Source organism: Sphingomonas sp. ATCC 31555 (assembly GCF_000282895.1).
In the GTDB taxonomy this organism is placed as follows: Bacteria; Pseudomonadota; Alphaproteobacteria; order Sphingomonadales; family Sphingomonadaceae; genus Sphingomonas.
The window spans coordinates 104,130-122,609 of sequence record NZ_ALBQ01000027.1 but is presented as its reverse complement, the minus strand read 5'-3'; the positions used below and the strand labels follow the sequence as shown (position 1 = coordinate 122,609).

The 18,480-nt window shown below is 66.6% G+C and carries 18 protein-coding genes; 8 read left to right on the top strand and 10 right to left on the bottom strand.

Annotation, left to right across the window (positions count from 1 at the left end):
• Positions 1-38: 38 nt before the first annotated feature.
• Positions 39-629 carry a PEPxxWA-CTERM sorting domain-containing protein gene (locus tag B215_RS21835; RefSeq protein WP_019370122.1) on the bottom strand — a complete coding sequence of 197 codons (591 nt, stop codon included), beginning with the start codon at positions 627-629 and terminating at the stop codon, positions 39-41.
• Positions 630-896: 267 nt separating this feature from the next.
• Between B215_RS21835 and fabD the strand changes: the two genes are divergently transcribed.
• The 8 genes from fabD (at position 897) to B215_RS0113180 (ending at position 8,089) form a co-directional block, all read left to right on the top strand.
• On the top strand, positions 897-1,832 hold the full coding sequence (fabD, locus tag B215_RS0113215; RefSeq protein ID WP_019370121.1) for an ACP S-malonyltransferase: 936 nt from the start codon (positions 897-899) through the stop codon (positions 1,830-1,832).
• Positions 1,833-1,885: 53 nt separating this feature from the next.
• Positions 1,886-2,314 carry a GxxExxY protein gene (locus B215_RS0113210; protein ID WP_019370120.1) on the top strand — a complete coding sequence of 143 codons (429 nt, stop codon included), beginning with the start codon at positions 1,886-1,888 and terminating at the stop codon, positions 2,312-2,314.
• A gap of 14 nt (positions 2,315-2,328) precedes the next feature.
• Positions 2,329-3,069 (top strand): 3-oxoacyl-[acyl-carrier-protein] reductase, encoded by a 741-nt coding sequence (fabG, locus tag B215_RS0113205; protein ID WP_026009233.1) that lies wholly within the window; start codon positions 2,329-2,331, stop codon positions 3,067-3,069.
• 35 nt (positions 3,070-3,104) lie between these two features.
• Complete coding sequence (locus tag B215_RS0113200; RefSeq protein ID WP_019370118.1) at positions 3,105-3,638, top strand: hypothetical protein; 534 nt, start codon at positions 3,105-3,107, stop codon at positions 3,636-3,638.
• A gap of 101 nt (positions 3,639-3,739) precedes the next feature.
• Positions 3,740-3,988, top strand: a complete 249-nt coding sequence (locus tag B215_RS0113195; protein ID WP_010543822.1) for an acyl carrier protein — start codon at positions 3,740-3,742, stop codon at positions 3,986-3,988.
• Positions 3,989-4,122: 134 nt separating this feature from the next.
• Positions 4,123-5,382: a beta-ketoacyl-ACP synthase II gene (gene fabF / locus B215_RS0113190; RefSeq protein ID WP_019370117.1), complete on the top strand. Its 1,260-nt coding sequence runs from the start codon at positions 4,123-4,125 to the stop codon at positions 5,380-5,382.
• Positions 5,383-5,386: 4 nt separating this feature from the next.
• The gene (gene mltG / locus B215_RS0113185) at positions 5,387-6,403 is read left to right on the top strand and encodes an endolytic transglycosylase MltG (protein ID WP_019370116.1); all 1,017 of its coding nucleotides are present in this window, start codon (positions 5,387-5,389) and stop codon (positions 6,401-6,403) included.
• A gap of 81 nt (positions 6,404-6,484) precedes the next feature.
• Complete coding sequence (locus B215_RS0113180) at positions 6,485-8,089, top strand: S10 family peptidase (protein WP_019370115.1); 1,605 nt, start codon at positions 6,485-6,487, stop codon at positions 8,087-8,089.
• Positions 8,090-8,131: 42 nt separating this feature from the next.
• On the opposite strand, the gene B215_RS0113175 is transcribed toward B215_RS0113180, so the two are convergent.
• The 9 genes from B215_RS0113175 to B215_RS0113135 form a co-directional block, all read right to left on the bottom strand.
• Positions 8,132-9,385 carry a DUF3526 domain-containing protein gene (locus B215_RS0113175; protein WP_019370114.1) on the bottom strand — a complete coding sequence of 418 codons (1,254 nt, stop codon included), beginning with the start codon at positions 9,383-9,385 and terminating at the stop codon, positions 8,132-8,134.
• Positions 9,382-10,821, bottom strand: coding sequence for a DUF3526 domain-containing protein (locus B215_RS0113170; protein ID WP_019370113.1), 1,440 nt, complete (start codon positions 10,819-10,821; stop codon positions 9,382-9,384). The genes B215_RS0113175 and B215_RS0113170 overlap by 4 nt, the downstream gene beginning before the upstream one ends.
• On the bottom strand, positions 10,818-11,588 hold the full coding sequence (locus B215_RS0113165; protein ID WP_019370112.1) for an ABC transporter ATP-binding protein: 771 nt from the start codon (positions 11,586-11,588) through the stop codon (positions 10,818-10,820). Before B215_RS0113165 ends, B215_RS0113170 begins: the two co-directional genes overlap by 4 nt.
• A gap of 137 nt (positions 11,589-11,725) precedes the next feature.
• Positions 11,726-12,790 carry a c-type cytochrome gene (locus tag B215_RS0113160; protein WP_019370111.1) on the bottom strand — a complete coding sequence of 355 codons (1,065 nt, stop codon included), beginning with the start codon at positions 12,788-12,790 and terminating at the stop codon, positions 11,726-11,728.
• A complete protein-coding gene (locus B215_RS0113155) occupies positions 12,787-13,377 on the bottom strand; it encodes a cytochrome c oxidase assembly protein (RefSeq protein WP_019370110.1) in 591 nt (196 codons plus the stop codon). The genes B215_RS0113160 and B215_RS0113155 overlap by 4 nt, the downstream gene beginning before the upstream one ends.
• Positions 13,374-13,754 (bottom strand): hypothetical protein, encoded by a 381-nt coding sequence (locus B215_RS0113150; protein WP_019370109.1) that lies wholly within the window; start codon positions 13,752-13,754, stop codon positions 13,374-13,376. Before B215_RS0113150 ends, B215_RS0113155 begins: the two co-directional genes overlap by 4 nt.
• Positions 13,751-16,267, bottom strand: a complete 2,517-nt coding sequence (locus B215_RS0113145; protein ID WP_019370108.1) for a cbb3-type cytochrome c oxidase subunit I — start codon at positions 16,265-16,267, stop codon at positions 13,751-13,753. The genes B215_RS0113150 and B215_RS0113145 overlap by 4 nt, the downstream gene beginning before the upstream one ends.
• The gene (locus B215_RS0113140; protein WP_236704506.1) at positions 16,264-17,247 is read right to left on the bottom strand and encodes a cytochrome c oxidase subunit II; all 984 of its coding nucleotides are present in this window, start codon (positions 17,245-17,247) and stop codon (positions 16,264-16,266) included. Before B215_RS0113140 ends, B215_RS0113145 begins: the two co-directional genes overlap by 4 nt.
• A gap of 95 nt (positions 17,248-17,342) precedes the next feature.
• The gene (locus B215_RS0113135) at positions 17,343-18,353 is read right to left on the bottom strand and encodes a glycoside hydrolase family 43 protein (RefSeq protein ID WP_019370106.1); all 1,011 of its coding nucleotides are present in this window, start codon (positions 18,351-18,353) and stop codon (positions 17,343-17,345) included.
• Between the last annotated feature and the right edge of the window lie 127 nt (positions 18,354-18,480).

Genomic DNA, 18,480 nt, shown 5'->3' with positions numbered 1-18,480 from the left:
TGCCCCTACTGCAAAACGGGGGCGGGATGCAAGGGCTATCAGGCCGCCGCGAAGCGAACCTGGCGGCTCCGTCGACGGCGAAGCGCAGCGCCGGCCATGCCCGCACCGGCGATCATCATGCCCCAGCTGGCCGGCTCCGGCACACCGGTCGGCAATGCCGTGCCGAAGAACACGATGTGCGAAACGTCGCGCGGATTGCGGTTATAAGGAATGTCGCGCGTACTCCAGCTGCCGCTGCTCAGATCGGCGATCTTGTAGAGCGAGAAGTAGTTGCCCGCTTTGATGGCCATATAGTCGATCGCATAGCCCGGCGTCGTCCATGTGCCCGACGAAGATCCGGCCCCGGTGATGAGGCCGGCGGTTGTCGTTGTATCGAACAGGTAGTTCAGCGTGATGTTGGGCTGCGCCGTGGGCGCGAAATTGTTGTACAGGTTATAGACCAGCTGCGCATTGACGTAGCCGTTGATATTGAGAGGGTTCGAGTTCCCGTTGATGTTGCCGAGGAACAGGCAGCCGCTCGACGAAGCAACCGAGGTGCATTTCGTCGGCACGATGACCGCAGCGTTCGCGACGCAGGGGGTGGCGGCGGCTGTGATCGCCGCCGCGGCGAGAAATGTCTTGAACTTCATTGCTGGGCATACTCACTGATCGTACTTGCTGTAAAGAAAAGCGTAGGGCGCGCATCTGCTGACTGCAAACCTAACAATTTCAGTAAATTGTCTCGAATTGGGCGCATGGCTCAATTTGATACGAACGGCCTTTGGGGGCGCTTGAACGCGTTTGCCGGTCCATCGCTTGACCAGGCAGCGCGAACGGGGCGGCCGAGACTTGCATCGGTACCGGGTCTCGCCGTAACGCGCTCGCCCATCAACGCGCTTGCGCAGGAGGAGACAGCTATGCGCGCTTTCATTTTTCCCGGCCAGGGCAGCCAGGCCGTCGGCATGGGCAAGGCGCTCGCCGAAGCGAGCCCCGCCGCGCGCGAGGTGTTTCAGGAAGTCGACGAGGCGCTGGGCCAGCATCTTTTCAAGCTGATGTGCGAAGGGCCGGAAAGCGACCTGACGCTCACCGCCAATGCCCAGCCGGCGATCATGGCCAATGCCATTGCGGTGCTGCGGGTGCTGGAGAAGGAAGGCGGCATTCGCCTGACCGACAAGGCCGACTTCGTCGCGGGCCATTCGCTGGGCGAATATACGGCACTGTGCGCGGTGGGTGCGCTCGATCTTCCCACGACGGCGCGGCTGCTACGCAAGCGCGGCGATGCCATGCAGTCAGCGGTTCCGGTGGGCGAGGGGGCGATGGCTGCGCTGCTCGGTGCTGACCTCACCAAGGCGCAAGCGATCGCCGATGCGGCCGCGGAGGGCGAGGTCTGCACGGTCGCGAATGACAATGACCCGACTCAGGTGGTGATTTCGGGTGCGCGCGGCGCGATCGAGCGGGCGGTGGCGATCGCCAAGGATCACGGCGCCAAGCGCGCGCTGCTGCTGCCGGTGTCGGCTCCGTTCCACTGCCCGCTGATGCAGCCCGCCGCCGATGCGATGGAAGCGGCACTGGCAGCGGTGGCGATCCGGGCGCCGCTGGTGCCGGTCTACGCCAACGTCACCGCCGCGCCGGTCGCCGATCCGGCGACGATCCGCACGCTGCTGGTGGAGCAGGTGACGGGCATGGTCCGCTGGCGCGAGTCGGTTTCGGCGATGTTCGATGCGGGCGTCCATGATTTCGTCGAGCTGGGCGGCAAGGTGCTCGGCGGCATGGTCAAGCGGATCAGCCCCGATGCGAGCGTGACCAGCGTGGTGACGATGGACGACATCGAGGCGCTGATTAAGGTGCTTTAAGAAGACAAGAGTGGTTCACGCGGAGGCGCGGAGACGCGGAGGGTTGGTTCTTGATGGATATCGACCAGATCAGTGGCGATGTGATCGACGTGGCAATCCGCGTGCATCGGGAGTTGGGTCCCGGTCTTCTGGAGAGTGTGTATGAGGCGATTCTTGCCAGCAAGCTGGCAAGGATGGGATATGTGGTCGACCGTCAGCGCGCCGTGGACATCGAGTTCGAGGACATATCGTTCGAAGGCGCGTTTCGCATCGATCTGCTCGTGGAAGATCGATTGATCGTCGAGATCAAATCGGTCGAGCGGTTGATTCCCGTCCACAGCAAGCAGCTTCTGACCTATCTCCGCTTGATGAAGCAGCCCGTAGGGCTGCTGTTGAATTTTGGAGGCGAGACCCTGAAAGAGGGGCTGAAACGTGTGGTGAATGACCATCATCCCTCCGCGACTTCGCGCCTCCGCGTGAACCAATCCCTTTCTTCTTCTTGATTGATAGGATGAACATGTTCGATCTCACAGGCATGACCGCGTTGGTAACCGGCGCTTCGGGCGGTATCGGTTCGGCGATCGCCAAGGCGTTGGCGGCGCAGGGGGCGACGCTGGCGGTTTCGGGGTCCAATGCGGAGAAGCTGGAGGCGTTCCGCGCCGGCCTGGGCGGTGAGCATGTCGCGCTGACCTGCAACCTTTCCGATCGCGCCGCGGTCGACGCGCTGGTGCCGCAGGCGGTGGAAGCGCTGGGCGGCAAGCTCGACATCCTCGTCAACAATGCCGGCGTCACCCGCGACAACCTGGCGATGCGGATGAAGGATGAAGAGTGGGAGCAGGTGATCCAGGTGAATCTGGAAGCCGCATTCCGCCTGATGCGCGCCGCCGCCAAGCCGATGATGAAGGCCCGCTTCGGCCGCATGATTTCGATTACATCGGTAGTCGGCGCCACCGGCAATCCGGGCCAGGCGAACTATGCCGCGTCCAAGGCCGGCTTGGTCGGCATGTCGAAGGCGCTGGCGCAGGAACTGGCCAGCCGCAACATCACCGTCAACTGCGTCGCGCCCGGCTTCATCCGGTCGGCCATGACGGACGTTCTGCCGGATGCGCAGAAGGAGGCGCTGCTCGGCCGCATTCCTGCCGGAAAGCTGGGCGAGGGCGAGGATATCGGCGCGGCCGTAGTCTATCTCGCCAGCAAGGAAGCGGCCTATGTCACGGGTCAGACCTTGCATGTGAACGGCGGGATGGCGATGCTCTGAGCCGAGCAGCCGGGGGGGCGTGGAGTAGGAAGAATATGCGTCTGGTTTTTGCCGCCATCCTTGCACTTGCCACTGCTACCCCGGCGTTCGCTGGTCCGGCAGATCCCGCAACCATCGGCTGCGTCGCGCAAAAGCTCGATGCAGCCGTGAAGGCGCAGCTTGCCGCCGATGTCGAGCAGAACCTCGCCAATGCCGGGCAGCGGCCGAAATATTCGAGCGCGGTCACGCGCGGCCTCAACGACGCCACCACCGCCTGCGCCAATGAGCGGGGCTGGAGCGGCGCCGCCGCCTCTGCGTCCGGTGTCTATGCGCTCGCCGAGGTCGGCTTGCCGGTCGCCAAGCGCGTCGTGCAGGCGAAGGGTTTCGACCCGGCGGCGCTCGATCAGCAGTTCGCGGCCTTGCCGGACGAGGTGCGCCGCAAGCCGCTGACCCCCAAGGCGACGCAGGACCTGATCCGCGCTGCCGTTACCGATGAAGCGCAACAGACCCGCGCCAATGCGGTACTGCTCGCGCAATATTTTGCGTTTCTCAACACGCTGGAATATGCTTCAGCCGACTTTTCCCGCTGACGAGAGCGGGTGCCTTGCGGCACCCTCTTGCAACCGCCCCGGCGGCATTCTAGGTGCGGGAAAACGGATTCAGAGCCCCATCACAAAGGAAAACAGGGACCATGGCCAACCAGGAAGAGATCACCACCCGCGTGCAGGCGCTCGTTGTCGACCATCTGGGCGTCGATGCCAAGGACGTGGTGCCGACCGCGAGCTTCACCGATGACCTCGGCGCGGACAGCCTCGACATCGTCGAGCTGGTGATGGCCTTCGAGGAAGAGTTCGGGGTCGAGATCCCGGACGACGCCGCGGAGAAGATCAGCACCGTCGGCGACGCCGTTGCCTACATCTCCGAGCATCAGCAGGGCTGACGCTCGAAACGCGCTCCCGGCCCGATGGGCAGGATTGCGACTAGGCGGCTTCCCGTCCCGTGCCTTTGGCGATGCGGACGGGGAGCCGTTTTGTATTACGAACGAACCGAACAGAAATTGACTGGAGAACTGCCATGCGCCGCGTAGTCGTGACCGGCCTGGGCCTCGTCACCCCGCTGGGGGCCGATGTCGAAACCGCCTGGAAGAACATCCTCGCCAGCAAGTCCGGCGCGGGCACGATCACCAAGTTCGACGCGACGGATTTCCAGAGCAACTATGCCTGTGAAGTGAAGCCGGCGGATCATGAATATGGCTTCGACGCCGGCAAGCGCGTCGACCACAAGATCCAGCGCCAGGTCGATCCGTTCATCGTCTTCGGCATCGATGCTGCGGGCCAGGCGATCGAGGATGCCGGCCTCACCGACATGCCCGAAGAGATGCGCTTCCGCGCCGGCTGCTCGATCGGTTCGGGCATCGGCGGTCTTCCGGGCATCGAGAGCGAATCGCTCGTTCTCCACGAAAAGGGTCCGAAGCGCGTTTCGCCGCACTTCGTCCATGGTCGCCTGATCAACCTCATTTCGGGCCAGGTCTCGATCAAGTACGGCCTGATGGGCCCGAACCATGCGGTCGTGACCGCCTGCTCGACCGGCGCGCACTCGATCGGCGACGCCGCGCGGATGATCGCGATGGACGATGCCGACATCATGCTCGCCGGCGGCGCGGAAAGCACCGTCTGCCCGATCGGCATCGCGGGCTTCGGCCAGGCGCGTGCGCTTTCCACCGGCTTCCGCGACGATCCCAGCAAGGCCAGCCGCCCGTGGGACAAGGACCGCGACGGCTTCGTCATGGGCGAGGGCGCGGGCGTGGTCGTGCTCGAGGAATATGAGCATGCCAAGCGCCGCGGCGCCAAGATCTACGCCGAGGTGGTCGGCTATGGCCTGTCGGGCGATGCGTATCACGTGACCGCGCCGCATCCCGAAGGCTCGGGCGCGTTCCGCTCGATGCAGATGGCGATGCGCAAGTCGGGCCTCGCGCTGGGCGACATCGACTATATCAACGCGCACGGCACCTCGACCCCGATGGGCGACGAGCTCGAACTCGGCGCCGTGCGTCGCCTGTTCGGTGACGACATCGGCGGCGCGTCGATGAGCTCGACCAAGTCGGCGATCGGCCACTTGCTCGGCGGCGCGGGCGCGGTGGAGAGCATCTTCTGCATCCTCGCGCTGCGCGACCAGATCGTGCCGCCGACGCTCAACCTCGATAATCCAAGCGAGAACTGCGCGGGCGTCGACCTGGTGCCGCACATCGCCAAGGAGCGGAAGGTGAAGGCCGTGCTGAACAACTCGTTCGGCTTCGGCGGCACCAACGCCAGCCTGGTGATGAAGGCGATCTGATCCCATGCCGCAGGACGCGCGTGCCCGTTCCCGCAAACGCCCCGGCCCGCGCCGGGGCAGGGGGCCACGCATCCTGCTGATCGCCGCGCTGCTTGCGGTCTGCGCTTTTGGCGGCGGCTGGTGGCTATGGGCTGGACCGGGACCAGCGCAGCGCGAGCTGAGCATAGTGGTGCCCGAAGGGGCGACGCTCTCCCGTGCGGCGGGCGCGCTGGAGAAGGCGGGGGCGATCCGCTCGCGCCAAAGCTTCCTGCTGTTCGCGCGCCTGTTCGGCGGCGGCGGCACGATCCGCGCAGGCGAGTATCAGGTCGCGCCGCGGGCGAGCGCGCGGCAGGTGCTGGCGATGCTGCAGGAGGGCAAGACGCTGCAGCGGCTGGTGACGGTGCCTGAGGGCATGCCGTCGATCCTCGTCGCCGAGGCGCTGGCCAAGGCACCGGCGCTGACGGGCACCGCCAAGACGCCCGCCGAAGGATCGGTGCTGCCCGACAGCTATGCCTATGTCCGCGACGAGCCGCGGGCGGCGGTGCTGGGGCGGATGCAGAAGGCCATGACGGACTATCTCGCCAAGGCCTGGGCCGGGCGGGACAAGGGGTTGGTGGTGAACAGTCCGCGCGAGGCGATCATCCTCGCTTCGATCGTCGAGAAGGAAACGGGCAAGTCGGCCGAGCGCACCACGGTAGCCGCCGTCTATGCCAACCGACTGAAGGCGGGCATGCCGCTGCAGGCGGATCCGACGATCATCTATCCGATCACCAAGGGCAAGCCGCTAGGCCGCCGCATCCTGCAATCCGAACTGCGGGCGAAGAACGGCTACAACACCTACGCGATGCGCGGCCTGCCTGAGGGGCCGATCGCCAACCCCGGGCGTGCCTCGATCGACGCAGTGCTGCATCCGGCCCGCTCCAAGGCGCTGTACTTCGTCGCCGACGGCACCGGCGGCCATGTGTTCGCCGAAACCTATGAACAGCACCAGGCGAACGTAGCCAAATGGTACGCCATTCGTCGCGCGCGCGGCGAGATGTAAGCCGCTGAACGACGGCTTGTTTCTGCATCACGGGCATGTAACAAAGTTTCCCTCGCCAAGACTTTGAGGGGGAATTTCCGGATGCGTCGCACCGCCTTGCTGTGCCTGTTGCTTGCCACTACCAGCCCGGCCTGGGCGCAGGAAAAGCCTGCCGCCAAGGGACCGGACCACCGCGAGCAGATGAAGGCCGAAGCCGGGGCTGCCTGGGCCAAGCCTTCCGTCGACGAGACAACGGCCGTCAGCCACGGCGCGGTCACCGTGGACGGGCAGCGCATCGCCTACACCGCCACCGCCGGCACGCTGACCATCCGCGACGATGACGGCAAGCCGACCGCCTCCTATTTCTACACCGCCTATACCCGCGATGGCGGGTCGCGCGAGCAGCGGCCGGTGACCTTCTTCTACAATGGCGGCCCCGGTTCGCCGACGATCTGGCTGCACATGGGGAGCTTCGCGCCGGTTCGCGTGACCACCGCGAACCCCGAATATATCCGCCCGGCGCCCTATGGCTTCGGCCCCAATCCGAACTCGCTGATCGACAAGAGCGACTTGGTGTTCATCGACGCGCTCGGCGCCGGCTGGTCGCGCCCGCTGGGCGACAAGACCGGCAAGGATTTCTGGGGCGTCGACCAGGACGCCGACGGGTTCGCCCGCGCGATCCTGCGCTACACCAGCAAATTCGAGCGCTGGCCGAGCCCGAAATTCCTGTTCGGCGAAAGCTATGGCACGTTGCGCAACCCGGTGGTCGCGGCCAAGCTCGAGGATGCGGGGCTCAGCCTCAACGGCATGGTCCAGTTCTCGACGATCATGAACTATGGCGTCCGCCAGCCCGGCTACGACCAGAATTTCCTGACGCTGTTCCCGACCATGGCGGCCACCGCCTGGTATCATAACCGGCTGCAGAACCGACCGGCCGACCTGCGCACGTTCCTTGACGAGGTTCGCGCGTTCACCAGCGGTACCTATGCCGCGGCGCTCGCCAAGGGATCGACGATCTCGGCCGAAGAAAAGGCGGCGGTGGCGCGGAAGATGGCGGAATATACCGGCATCAGCGAAGCCTATATCCTGCGTGCCGACCTGCGGCTGACGCTGCCGCGCTTCCAGACCGAACTGCTGCGCGATCGCCGCCTCGCCACCGGCCGGCTCGATTCGCGCTATCTGCTGAACGTGACCGACGCCAATGCGGACAGCCCGACCGACGATCCCTCCTCGACAGCCGTCACCGGTGCGTTCGTCGCCACGTTCCAGGACTATGCGACCCGCGTGCTCGGCTACAAGACCGACATGCCCTACCGCATGACCGCGCGCGGCCCCGGTTTCGACTGGGACTGGAAGCACCGCGCGCCCGGTGACGGCGGCACGCACCTGATGCCCGACAGCGCCGTCGACCTTGCCTATACGATGCGGACCAACCCGTATCTGAAGGTGCTGTTCATGAACGGCTATTATGACTTCGCCACGCCCTTCTACGGCGCCGAATTCGACGTGAGTCACATGCTCCTCGACCCGCAGCTGCAGAAGAACATCCGCTTCACCTATTACGAGGCGGGGCACATGGTGTATCTGAATCCGAACACGATGGGCGAGATGCACCGCGACCTTTCCGCCTGGTATGACGAAGCGCTGCGTGCCGCGGCGTCGAGCCGTCCGCCGCTTCGCCCCGGCGCCAAGGCGGCGCAGAACTGAACCCCCCGGCCGGTCTGCGACACGCGCAGATCGGCCGAGCGGCTATCGTGCGTCGAAGCGTGGTGCGCGATCGAAATCGGCCTTGGCGAAAGGTCGATCCCGGAAGAGATAGCCATAGTAGAAATCGCGCAGCCGTGCGTGGAACGCCCGGATGCGATCCTGATAGGCGAGCTGGGCTGCGAGATCGGTTTCTGCCAGCCGAGTGAGCAGCGCCTGCACGCCTACCGACGGCAGCACCCAGCCAAGTGCTCGCCCCGCGGCATCGCGCCGCTCCAGCCCCGCGCGATAGGCACGTACCCGTGCCGCCACGCTCGCATCGCCATTTTCGTGGAAGGCGAAATACCATTTGTAATGGAATTCGGGGCCGAGCGGCGCGGAGTCCTTCCATTCGGGATGTGCGGCATAAAAACGCCGCATCGTCGCATCGCGGGGAATATCCCAGGCGTGGTTGACGGCTTCGCGCTGCGCGAGGGCGATCTCTGCACCTTGATCGACCGGTATCGACTGGTTGATCAGGACATGGGCGAAGGTGGGCAGGATCAGCACCAGCACCAGCCATGCCGCCGCGAGCGTCGCGGCATTCGCGACCGAGCGCCAACGCAGCCTGCCGACCAGCGCCGCCAGCGCGATCCAGAACAGCAGATAGGCGGCGATCACCGCCAGGATCAGACCGATCACGCCGATGGCGACGCCCTCGATCGCCGCCGCAACCGTGAAGGGCAGGGCGAGCACAGCCCAGAGCAGCACCAGCCGCAACAGCGTGCGCCGACGCCACAGCGCCGCGCCACCCATGGGCAGCGCCGCAAGCGTCCGCAGCCGCCCCGCCTCGCGCTCGCCGGAGACGAGATCGTGGAACAGCGCGATAACGAACAGCGGCGCCAGGAAGACGAGGACAAAGGCGAAATCGAACCGCCCGGGCAGCGCCAGTTCGGGATTGAACGTGTCGCCGTCATAGATCTGCGCCTCCAGGCCGAGCGCGCGCACGCGGAGGATGTAGGGCGACACGTCGCGCATCCCCAGGGCGGCGAAGGCGAGCGGGGAGGGCGGATCCCAGGTTGCGTGGAAGCTGTAATAGGCGGCGCTGCCGGCATCCTTCTTGTGATCGACCCAGGCGGCGATCGCGCCGATATCCTCCGCCTGGGCGGCGGGAATGGCGGCGATCGCTGCGCGCTGGCGGGCGACCTCGGCCATGCCGGCAGTCAGCGCGGCGACGGTGAGCAGGCCGAGCAGCGCCAGCGAGAAAAGCGTCAGGCGCTGGCGGAGCAGCAGCCGAAGTTCATGGGCGAGCAGGGTCATCGAAAGGCTCCCAAACGGCGGGTCGCCAGCGCCAGCAGCGCTCCGGCTACGCTCAGCCACACCAGCAGGATAGCGAGGCCGGGCAAGGCGGCGCGGGCGAGCGCGGCACCGCTCGGCGGGACGAAGGCGAACTCGGGAATAGACTGCCAGTTGCTGGCGGAGACTCGCTTGCGGCGATCGGCATCCGGATCGACAGCGGCATCGTCGCTGAACCGCACCTTTTCCGCCTGCAGATGGTTCAGACGCTGCACCAATGCGTAGCGATATGCCTCGGCTTGTTCGAGGAAGCGGCGATGGCCGGCGAAGTCTGTGCCTGCCGCGGCCATCGACAGCGAACGGATGGCGATGGCGGGGCTGAACAGCGAAACGCCGTCGACGATCGCGTTCTGCCGCGCCTGGGCGGCATAGCTCTGCCCGGCGTAGCGATCGAACAGCGCGGACGTCAGGCGCTCCCCCTCGACGCCCAGCAGGCCCTTGTAGTTGACCGGCAGATCCTCGACTCGCGTCACGCCGTAGCGGGCGAGCACCGCCTGCTTGAACTTAGCGAAATGCGGATCCTCCGGGTTGTGGCTGTCGCCCATGCGACGAAGGTCGCGGGCAATGGCGATATCGGTCTGCAGGCGGTTCTGCAGCGGCACGGCGGCGCTCGCCACGTCCGGCGCGACGCGCGGCAGCAGCACCACAGCGACGGCCCAGAGCGCAACCAGGGCAAGCAGCGCATCGCGGCTGCAGCGAACCAGCGCCGAAACGAGCAGGATGAGCAGCACCCAAAGCGCGAGATAGACCAGATAGCCGAGCGCGATCACCAGCATCGGCAGCGCGAGCGCACCCGGCTGGCCTGCAATCAGCGCGAAGCCGAGCATCGCCGGCAGCGCGGCGAGCAGCGCCACAGTGGCGAGCGCGAGCAGCTTGCCCGCGACGATCTGCGCGCGCGTGACTCCCTGAAGCATCAGCAGCCGCATCGTGCCACGCTCGGTCTCGCGGGCAAGCGCGCCATAGCCCAGGAAGACCAGCAGCAGCGGCGCGACGACCTGCAGCACGAACGCAGGGGTCAACTGGCCGAAGCGGACGAGCAGCGAACTCTGCCGGACATCGCCGAAATTGGCGGTGTTCTGGCGATGCCCTTCCAGGAACATGCTGTTGCCGGTGAAGGCGTCGACGCCGGGATCGAACGCGGCGAGCGGCCCCAGCGGGCGGAAGATGAAGTGGCCGTAATGGACGACGCGGTGTGGATGGCGATCGGGCTGGCCCTGAAACGCCGCTTCGGCGGCATGGGCGCGGCGATCGCGCAGGTCGGCGATGCCGCGCTGGTGCGACCAGCTGCTGGCGACAGCCACCAGCGTCAGCAGGACGAGCAGCACGAAGGCAATCACGGCGACGCGATTGCGCGCCATCATTCGCAATTCGTCGCGGGCGATCAGGCGGACGGTGCTCATGCCTGGGCCTGCGCCTCGCCGACCTGGAAGCGCGCGTGCAGCGCGCGTACGTCGAAGCGATCGGGCCCTTCGGCGACCACGGCGTGCCGCACCCTTCCGGCTTCCAGGAAGGCGATGCGATCGGCGACGTCGGCGGCAGAGAGCAGGTCATGCGTCACCATCAGCACGGCCGTGCCGCGATCACGCACCTGCATCACCAGCGCGTTGAAATCGCCGGTCGCGCGCGGATCGAGGCCCGAGGTCGGCTCGTCGAGCAGCAGCACCGGCACCTGGCGCAGCAACGCGACGGCGATCGCCACCTTCTGTCGCATGCCCTTTGAAAAGCCGTCCAGCCGCTGATCCCAGGCGCGTTCCTGCAGCCCCGCCGCCGCCAGCGCCTCGCAGATGGCGCCGCGCGCCTGGCGCTCGCCGGAAAGGGCGAGGAGATAATCGGCATTCTCCACCGCGCTCAGATGCTCGTACAGCGCGACATTCTCTGGCAGATACGCGATGCGCCTGCGCGCGCCGTCCGGATCGCTCGCAGGATCGATCCCGCATATCGCCACCCGCCCGCCATCTGCGCGCGCGAATCCGAGCAGGACCGACAGCGTCGTTGACTTGCCGGCGCCGTTGCCGCCCAACAGCGCTGTGATGCTGCCAGCGGGCACCGCGAGCGACAGCCCGTCCAGCACCTGGTGTGCGCCATAGGCGAGCGTCACCTGATCGAGAAGTATCGGCGAATCGTTGGAAGGCACGGGATATTCCTTGTCGGCGAAACGGTGCGTCATGCAGAGGTTGTGGGATGTTACAACATGCTATTGGCAATTCCGAAGCGGTTTGACCAGACCCGACGGGACGGTTCCGCCGTTCCGCCGCCGTTGACGTTGCCCGAGCGGGTCGATCGCGGGCCCCGGCCCCGGGCCGATCACTTCGCCGGATCGGCCTCGCGCGGTGGTCGACTGCTGCCCAGATAGCCTGCGAGGCGATCGATCATCGCTTCGGGGATACGGCGCGCGATCACCGGCATTGTCGCCTGCGACTGGCGCGCGTCGACCTGCTTGTCGTCGCCGCGCATCTGCCGCAGTCGCGCGGCGATATAGGCGGGCTTTTGGCCGGACAGCACCGGATAGGGCTTGCCGGGCGCATGGCAGCTCGCGCACGCGGGCAGCTCGCGATCGGGCAGGCCGCGCGCCACGATCCGGGCCGCGTCGGCATCGGCGCGCGCAGGCGCTCCGCCCAGGCCGGGCATCGCTGCGAAGCGCGTCGCCAGCGCCGTCACGTCCGCATCGCTGAGCAGCGCGGCGGCGTTCGCCATGACGCCGCTGCCGCGATGTCCGTCGCGATAGGCACGCAGGGCGGCGGCGAGATAGCCGGGAGTTTGTCCGCCGAGCACGGGAATGTCCGGCTGCCCGCGCCCGCGGCCATCGGCACCGTGGCAGCCGGCACAGGCTTCGAACCGCGGTGCCCCGGCGATGCCCGCGATGCCGCCGGTCAGCCGGACATAGTCGGCGGGCGACATGGTGGGCAGCCGACGCACGAAAGCGACCATGCGGCGAATCTCGTCCGGTCGGTCGCGCGCGGGCCAGGCGGGCATGCCACTGAACTTCACCCCGTGATCGATGATCCAGTAGAGTTCGCGGTCGCTCCATTCCGGCGCAGTGCGGGCGAGATCGGGTGCGGCCGGCGTCGCCGCCTGGAACACCGCGCGCGGCCGCATCCCCGGTGCGCCGTGGCAGGCAGCGCAACTGGCGGCGAAATGGCCGGCCGCGCTGACCAGACCCTGCGGATCGGCGGCAGCCTTGGGGCTGTCCAGTGCGCTGCGGGTGCCCACCGAGTTGCGCATCACCCAGTGGAGGAACCAGTTGGTGATCGGCCAATGCCCGCTCGACGCGGCCACGTTCACCGCGCCCGACCAGCCGACTGCGAGCGCGAGCGCGACGATGCCGACCAGCGTCAGCACGACGCGCTTCCAGGTGACCTGGATGGTCATGTCCGCGCCTCCTGCCGCAACAGCCCGCCGAGCAGTGCCAGCCCGCCCAGGAAATAGGCCGCGCCGCCGACGAGCAGCATCACCACGCCGGAGAGCTGCTGATCGGCAAGCGGGCCGAGCCCGGCCGGCGCCATATGCGCCATCGCAGGGTAGAGCGGCCGCGGCGCGAGCCCGATCAGTGCGCCGAGCAGCGTCATATGCATCGAGGTCAGCAGCAGCGCGCCGATGCCCATCGCGCGCGCCGCGGGCGCCAAGACTGCGCTCCACAACAGGACGCCGGCAACCAGGAAGCTTGCCTGCTCCAGCGCGAGCAGCAGCGGCGAATGCGCGGCGGCGGCGCGGAGCGCGGGTAGGTGCCAGCTCCACACCACCCCCAGTTCGACGAGGCTCATCGCCAGAGGCGTGACCAGGCGGGGCAGGTGCAGCGCAGGATCAGCACCGGTGCCGGCCAGGCCGACGGCGATGCAGGGTGCGGCAACCGCCACCGCAATCATGTGCGCCGCCATGTGCCCGGTCATCCCCTGTCCCGCCACTGCCCAGCCCAGAGCGAGCAGCGCGGCACCCAGCGCGAGTGGCGCGGCCTTCATCGGCAATCCCGCAGGAAGAGCACCGGCAGCGCCGTGAAAATCACGCCGACCACGCTGAGCCCGGCAAGCAGCAGGGTGGAATAGGCAAGGAAGCGCAAGCGATCGCTATCCGTGCCGGATTCATGCGGCGGATGATCGCCGGGCGCGCGCGCCTGCACCCAGGCGATCCAGCCCGAGGCGAGGATCACCAGCAGCGCGGCGATGGTGCCGCCCCAGAAGACCGTCGGCGCATCGACATAGCGGCCGGTCTTCGCGCAGCGCACCGCCGCCCAGAGATAGGAGAAGAGGAAATGTGCCGCCCAGCTCGTCGGCGGCACGATCAGCGTCCACAGAGTGACGCGAAGCGCGCGGAAGCGCTGGTGCAGCCGCCCGATCATAGCACCTCCGGGAAGAGGCCCAGCGTCGTCCAGGTGACGAGCGCGGTGAACAGCAGGAAATGCTGGTAAAGCGTGACGTTGCGGATATCCGCGTCGTGCGTCGGCGTCGCTCGGCCGGCAAGGCTGCGGGCCAGCGCATAAAGCTGACCGATCACGCCGATGGCGGCATGGGCGACCGTCCAGCCGGCCAGCGTCCAGACGATCGCCGGATAGCTGTGCAGCTGAGGATCGAGGCCGGACAGCCACGGGCCCGCCAGCCCGGCGGGGATTGCCGCCAGCCCGGCAAGCGCGCCTGCACCGAGCAGCAGCCGCGCTACCACCAAGGCACCGCGCCGGTTGGTCTCGCGGGCGGCCAGCGTCGTAACCCAGCTCAGCACCATCAGCGCCAGCGCCACCATCGGCCAGAACATGCCCGGGCCGTCCATGCCGGGTGGCGGGAACTGGGGATGCACGGTCCAGAAGAAATAATAGCCGAACACCAGGCCCGAAAAGGCGGTGGCATCGGCCATCATGGTGATGAACATCGCCCACCAGCCCGGCGCCTGCGGACCCGCGACGTAGAGCGGGAGTTCGATGCCATGGCCGATCGGCTTGCACGGCTTTTCCGGAATCTCGGCGGTTTGCCAAAGCCAGACCAGCACCAGCGCCAACGTGGCGAAACCGGCGGTCAGCGCCGCCCAGTACAGGTGATAGGTGGTCAGGATGAACACCCCGCCCAGTGCCGCCGCCGTCGCCATCGGGACGAAGGACGTGCTCGGCAGCCGCAGCACGGCGACGGGGCGGGCATCGAGCACCGACGTGATCATCGTCTCGCGCCGGCCTTCCTCCGCATCGGGCAGGAAGAAGCGGCCTTCGTCGACCTTGCGGACGAAATCGGGCTGGTCCCAGATCGGATAGCGCGTCTCGATGAGCGGGATCGAACGGATGCCCCATTGCTCGCCCTTGGGCGTCGCCAGCCATTCGAGCGTGCCCGCCTTCCAAGGGTTGCGCTCCGCCTGTGGCCGCCAGGGCGAGCGCAGCAGATCGATGACGATCAGCAGGACGCCAAATGCGAACAGGAAGGCGCCGATCGTCGAGGCCATGTTGAGCCCCTGCAGTCCCAGTTCGGCCGGATAGGTGAATACCCGGCGCGGCATGCCCATCAGCCCGGACAGGTGCATAGGGAAGAAAGCGAGGTTCGCGCCGGCGAACAGGATCCAGAAGGCGGTGCGGCCGATACGGTCGCTCAGCTTCTTCCCCGTAACCAGCGGCCAATAGTAATAGAGGCCGGCGAACAGCGGCATCAGCGTGCCGCCGATCAGCACGTAATGGAGGTGCGCTACAACGAAATAGGTGTCGTGCGCCTGCCAGTCGAACGGCACGATCGCGACCATGACGCCGGTGAGCCCGCCAATCACGAAAATGGCGAGGCTGCCGGTGGCGTAAAGCAGCGGCGTCGAGAAGATCACCCGGCCTGCCGCAAGCGTGGCGATGAAGGCGAAGATCTGGATGCCGGTGGGGATCACCACTGCCTGGCTCGCCGCCGAGAAGAAGGCGAGGCTGATCTTGGGCAGCCCGGTCGCGAACATATGGTGCACCCACAGCCCGAAGCTGAGGAAGGCGGTGCCCACCGCCGCCAGCACGATATAGGGATAGCCGAGCAAATGCCGCTGCGCGAAGGTGGGGATCAGCATCGCGAACAGCGCGATTGAGGGCAGGAAGATCACATAGACTTCGGGGTGCCCGAAGATCCAGAACAGGTGCTGCCACAAGAGCGGATCGCCGCCGCGGCTCGCATCGAAGAACGGCCAGCCGAGCAGCCGCTCCATCTCGAACAGCAAATCGCCCGCGATCAGCGGCGGGAAGGCGAACAGGATCATCACCGCCACAACCAGGATGTACCAGGCATAGAGCGGCATCAGATTGAGACGCATGCCCGGCGGCCGGCATTTCAGCACGCCGACGATCAGTTCCACCGCCGCCGCGACGGACGAGACCTCGATGAACGACAGCCCCAGCATCCAGATATCGGCACCGAGCCCGGACAGGTCGGTGCGGGTGGTGAGCGGCGGATACATGAACCAGCCGCCATCCGGCGCGGCGTTGAAGAAGATCGAGCCGAGCACGAACACGCCGCCGATCAGGAAGCTCCAATAGCCGAAGGCGGAGAGGCGCGGGAAGGGCAGGTCGCGCGCGCCGAGCAATTGCGGCAGCAGGATGATCGAGACCGCCTCGAACATCGGCACCGCGAACAGGAACATCATCGCCGACCCGTGTAGGGTGAACAGCTGGTTGAAGGTGTTGGCGGAGACGAGGTCGTTCTCCGGAACGGCCAGCTGCGCGCGCATGATCAGCGCCAGCACCCCGGCGAACAGCATGAAGGCAAAGGCGGTAAGCGTGTACCAGGGGCCGACGGCGTTGTTGTTGGTATCGCTCCACCGCAGAAACAGGCCCTTGGGCGGCTCCCATACCGCGCGCAGCCGCTGCTCCTGCGCCCGGCGCAGTTCGGGATCGTCCTGATCGTGCAGGCTCATTCCAGCGTACCGAGATACTGGGCGATGGCGCGGGCTTCTGCTTCGGGCATCTGTGGGTAACTCGGCATCCGGGCGCCGGGTTTCACGGCAGCAGGCGTGCGGATGAACCGGGCGAGGGCCGCCGGCTGGTTGGGCAGCGTGCCGGCGGCCACCGTCGGGCGGCTGCCGATATGGGTCAGGTCCGGCCCGATCGTGCCTTGGGCCGCGGTGCCCCGGATCGCGTGGCAGCCGCCGCAGCCGTGCTGCGCGAACAGCGCCGCGCCGGGCGTTCCGCCTGTCGCCGCCGCGGGCCGGCGCTGCTCGGCAAGCCAGCGATCGAACGCAGCGGGCTCCATCGCCACAACGTCGAACGCCATCAGCGCGTGGGACAGGCCACAGAATTCGGTGCACTGGCCCCGGAAGCGCCCCGGCCGGGTTGCGCGGACCGGCAGGTCGTTGGTGCGGCCCGGGATCATGTCCATCTTGCCCGCTAGCCCGGGAATCCAGAAGCTATGGACCACGTCGCCGCCCGCCAGCCGGAACAGCACGGTACGGCCGACGGGGATGCGAATTTCGTTCGCGCTCGTCACCGCGCCGCCGTTCTGCGGACGATAGGCGACGCGCCACCAGAATTGCTCGCCAGTGACGTCGATCCGCAGATCGGCCGCCGCGACGGGGCGCGGACGCATATAGGGTAGGCTGAAGCCGAGCAGCGCGATCAGCACCAGCGCAGGGATGAGCCCGCCGGCGATGAGGATCAGCCCCTCTCCGCGCCGCAGGCTGAGCGCCCCCGGCCGAGCCCGTACCGCCCAGGCCATCAGGCCGGCAACGGCCGCAGCAATCACCAGCGCACCAACGACCATCACGAGAGTGATTCGGTTGATGCCCGATGCCTCCTCGCCGAAGGTGGCGAGCGTCGATTGGTGCCGATTGCAGGCCGTCAGCGCGACGCTGGACGTCGCAATCGCCAGCCGCAACAGCATGCTGGTGCAGCGTCGCATAGGTCGTGCTTAACGGCAGGCGGGCCCGGGGTCTACCAAGTGATTGCGAGGAGCGGGGATTCTTCGGTGCCGGATAGCGCTTCTCCGTCCGGATCTCAGCGGGCTACCGCTGGCGGTAGTGAGGAAACGCCTGCATCCGTCTGGACGACCGGCTTCATCGTCCCGTCAGCATTATAGTGGAGATGCTCCACCGTCACGGCCCGTCGCCCGATCGCGCCATTGAGATCGCCGATGCTGAGCGTCGCATTGTGGAGGAAGACGTACGACTTGCCCTTGAACTCGGCGATGCCGGGATGGATGGTGAAGCTGTACTTGCCCGATCCGGTCAGTTCTCCGCGCGGGGTCCACGGCCCGGTGATCGCAGGCGCCGTCGCGTAGGAGACCCGTTCGTCGCGGTGGCGGGAGCGATCGAGGGAAGCGTAGGTCAAGTAATAGAGCTTGCCGCGCTTGTGCAGCCAGGGCCCCTCCTCGAAATCCGGCGGCGTGATTTCCTGAATCGGCCCGTCGATTTCGATCATATTGGGCTTCAGCTTGGCGATATAGCATTGCCGATTGCCCCAGGCGATCCAGGTGGTGCCGTCGTCGTCGGTCAGCACCGTGGGATCGATGTCTTCCCAGCTATGCGTTCCCTTGGGCGTCATCTGGTTGGTGATCAGCGCCGACCCGCGCGCATCGGTGAACGGCCCTGTCGGCGAGTCCGAGACTGCAACGCCGATTGCCTTGCCCGGATGAGTGTTGTCGTGCTCGACGGCGGCGTAGAAGTAGTATTTGCCGTTCTTCTGGATCGTCTGCGACGCCCAGGCGTCCTTTTTCGCCCATTTGAAATCGGCGACGTTCATGATCGGGCCGTGATCGACCCAATGCTTCATGTCGGTGGTGGAATAGACGAGCCATTCTCGCATGTTGAACATTTCGTCGCGCTGCGCCTCGTCATGGCCGACATACAGGTACAGGCGATCGCCGACCACCAGCGGGGCAGGATCGGCGGTGAACTTGTCGCGCACGATCGGATTTGATCCGGCGACGCGGGGCGCCTGCGCAGCAGCCGGCATCGCCCAGCTTGCGGACGTCAGCGCCAGAACCGTCGTGATCGATCGAAGTATCATGTGTGGCGAATCCCTCTCCAACGCCGAGCGCATTGATGCGGCCTGAACGCAGCATATCGCCTCAAGTCGCGCTTATGTCTGCTGAAAGCGCCTGGTACATGCAACTACGACCAACGCATGATGGGGG

Coding starts and splice junctions, on each gene's coding strand:
- B215_RS21835 (WP_019370122.1), bottom strand. CDS start 629: ATGAAGTTCAAGACATTTCTCGCCGCGGCGGCGATCACAGCCGCCGCC.
- fabD (WP_019370121.1), top strand. CDS start 897: ATGCGCGCTTTCATTTTTCCCGGCCAGGGCAGCCAGGCCGTCGGCATG.
- B215_RS0113210 (WP_019370120.1), top strand. CDS start 1,886: ATGGATATCGACCAGATCAGTGGCGATGTGATCGACGTGGCAATCCGC.
- fabG (WP_026009233.1), top strand. CDS start 2,329: ATGTTCGATCTCACAGGCATGACCGCGTTGGTAACCGGCGCTTCGGGC.
- B215_RS0113200 (WP_019370118.1), top strand. CDS start 3,105: ATGCGTCTGGTTTTTGCCGCCATCCTTGCACTTGCCACTGCTACCCCG.
- B215_RS0113195 (WP_010543822.1), top strand. CDS start 3,740: ATGGCCAACCAGGAAGAGATCACCACCCGCGTGCAGGCGCTCGTTGTC.
- fabF (WP_019370117.1), top strand. CDS start 4,123: ATGCGCCGCGTAGTCGTGACCGGCCTGGGCCTCGTCACCCCGCTGGGG.
- mltG (WP_019370116.1), top strand. CDS start 5,387: ATGCCGCAGGACGCGCGTGCCCGTTCCCGCAAACGCCCCGGCCCGCGC.
- B215_RS0113180 (WP_019370115.1), top strand. CDS start 6,485: ATGCGTCGCACCGCCTTGCTGTGCCTGTTGCTTGCCACTACCAGCCCG.
- B215_RS0113175 (WP_019370114.1), bottom strand. CDS start 9,385: ATGACCCTGCTCGCCCATGAACTTCGGCTGCTGCTCCGCCAGCGCCTG.
- B215_RS0113170 (WP_019370113.1), bottom strand. CDS start 10,821: ATGAGCACCGTCCGCCTGATCGCCCGCGACGAATTGCGAATGATGGCG.
- B215_RS0113165 (WP_019370112.1), bottom strand. CDS start 11,588: ATGACGCACCGTTTCGCCGACAAGGAATATCCCGTGCCTTCCAACGAT.
- B215_RS0113160 (WP_019370111.1), bottom strand. CDS start 12,790: ATGACCATCCAGGTCACCTGGAAGCGCGTCGTGCTGACGCTGGTCGGC.
- B215_RS0113155 (WP_019370110.1), bottom strand. CDS start 13,377: ATGAAGGCCGCGCCACTCGCGCTGGGTGCCGCGCTGCTCGCTCTGGGC.
- B215_RS0113150 (WP_019370109.1), bottom strand. CDS start 13,754: ATGATCGGGCGGCTGCACCAGCGCTTCCGCGCGCTTCGCGTCACTCTG.
- B215_RS0113145 (WP_019370108.1), bottom strand. CDS start 16,267: ATGAGCCTGCACGATCAGGACGATCCCGAACTGCGCCGGGCGCAGGAG.
- B215_RS0113140 (WP_236704506.1), bottom strand. CDS start 17,247: ATGCGACGCTGCACCAGCATGCTGTTGCGGCTGGCGATTGCGACGTCC.
- B215_RS0113135 (WP_019370106.1), bottom strand. CDS start 18,353: ATGATACTTCGATCGATCACGACGGTTCTGGCGCTGACGTCCGCAAGC.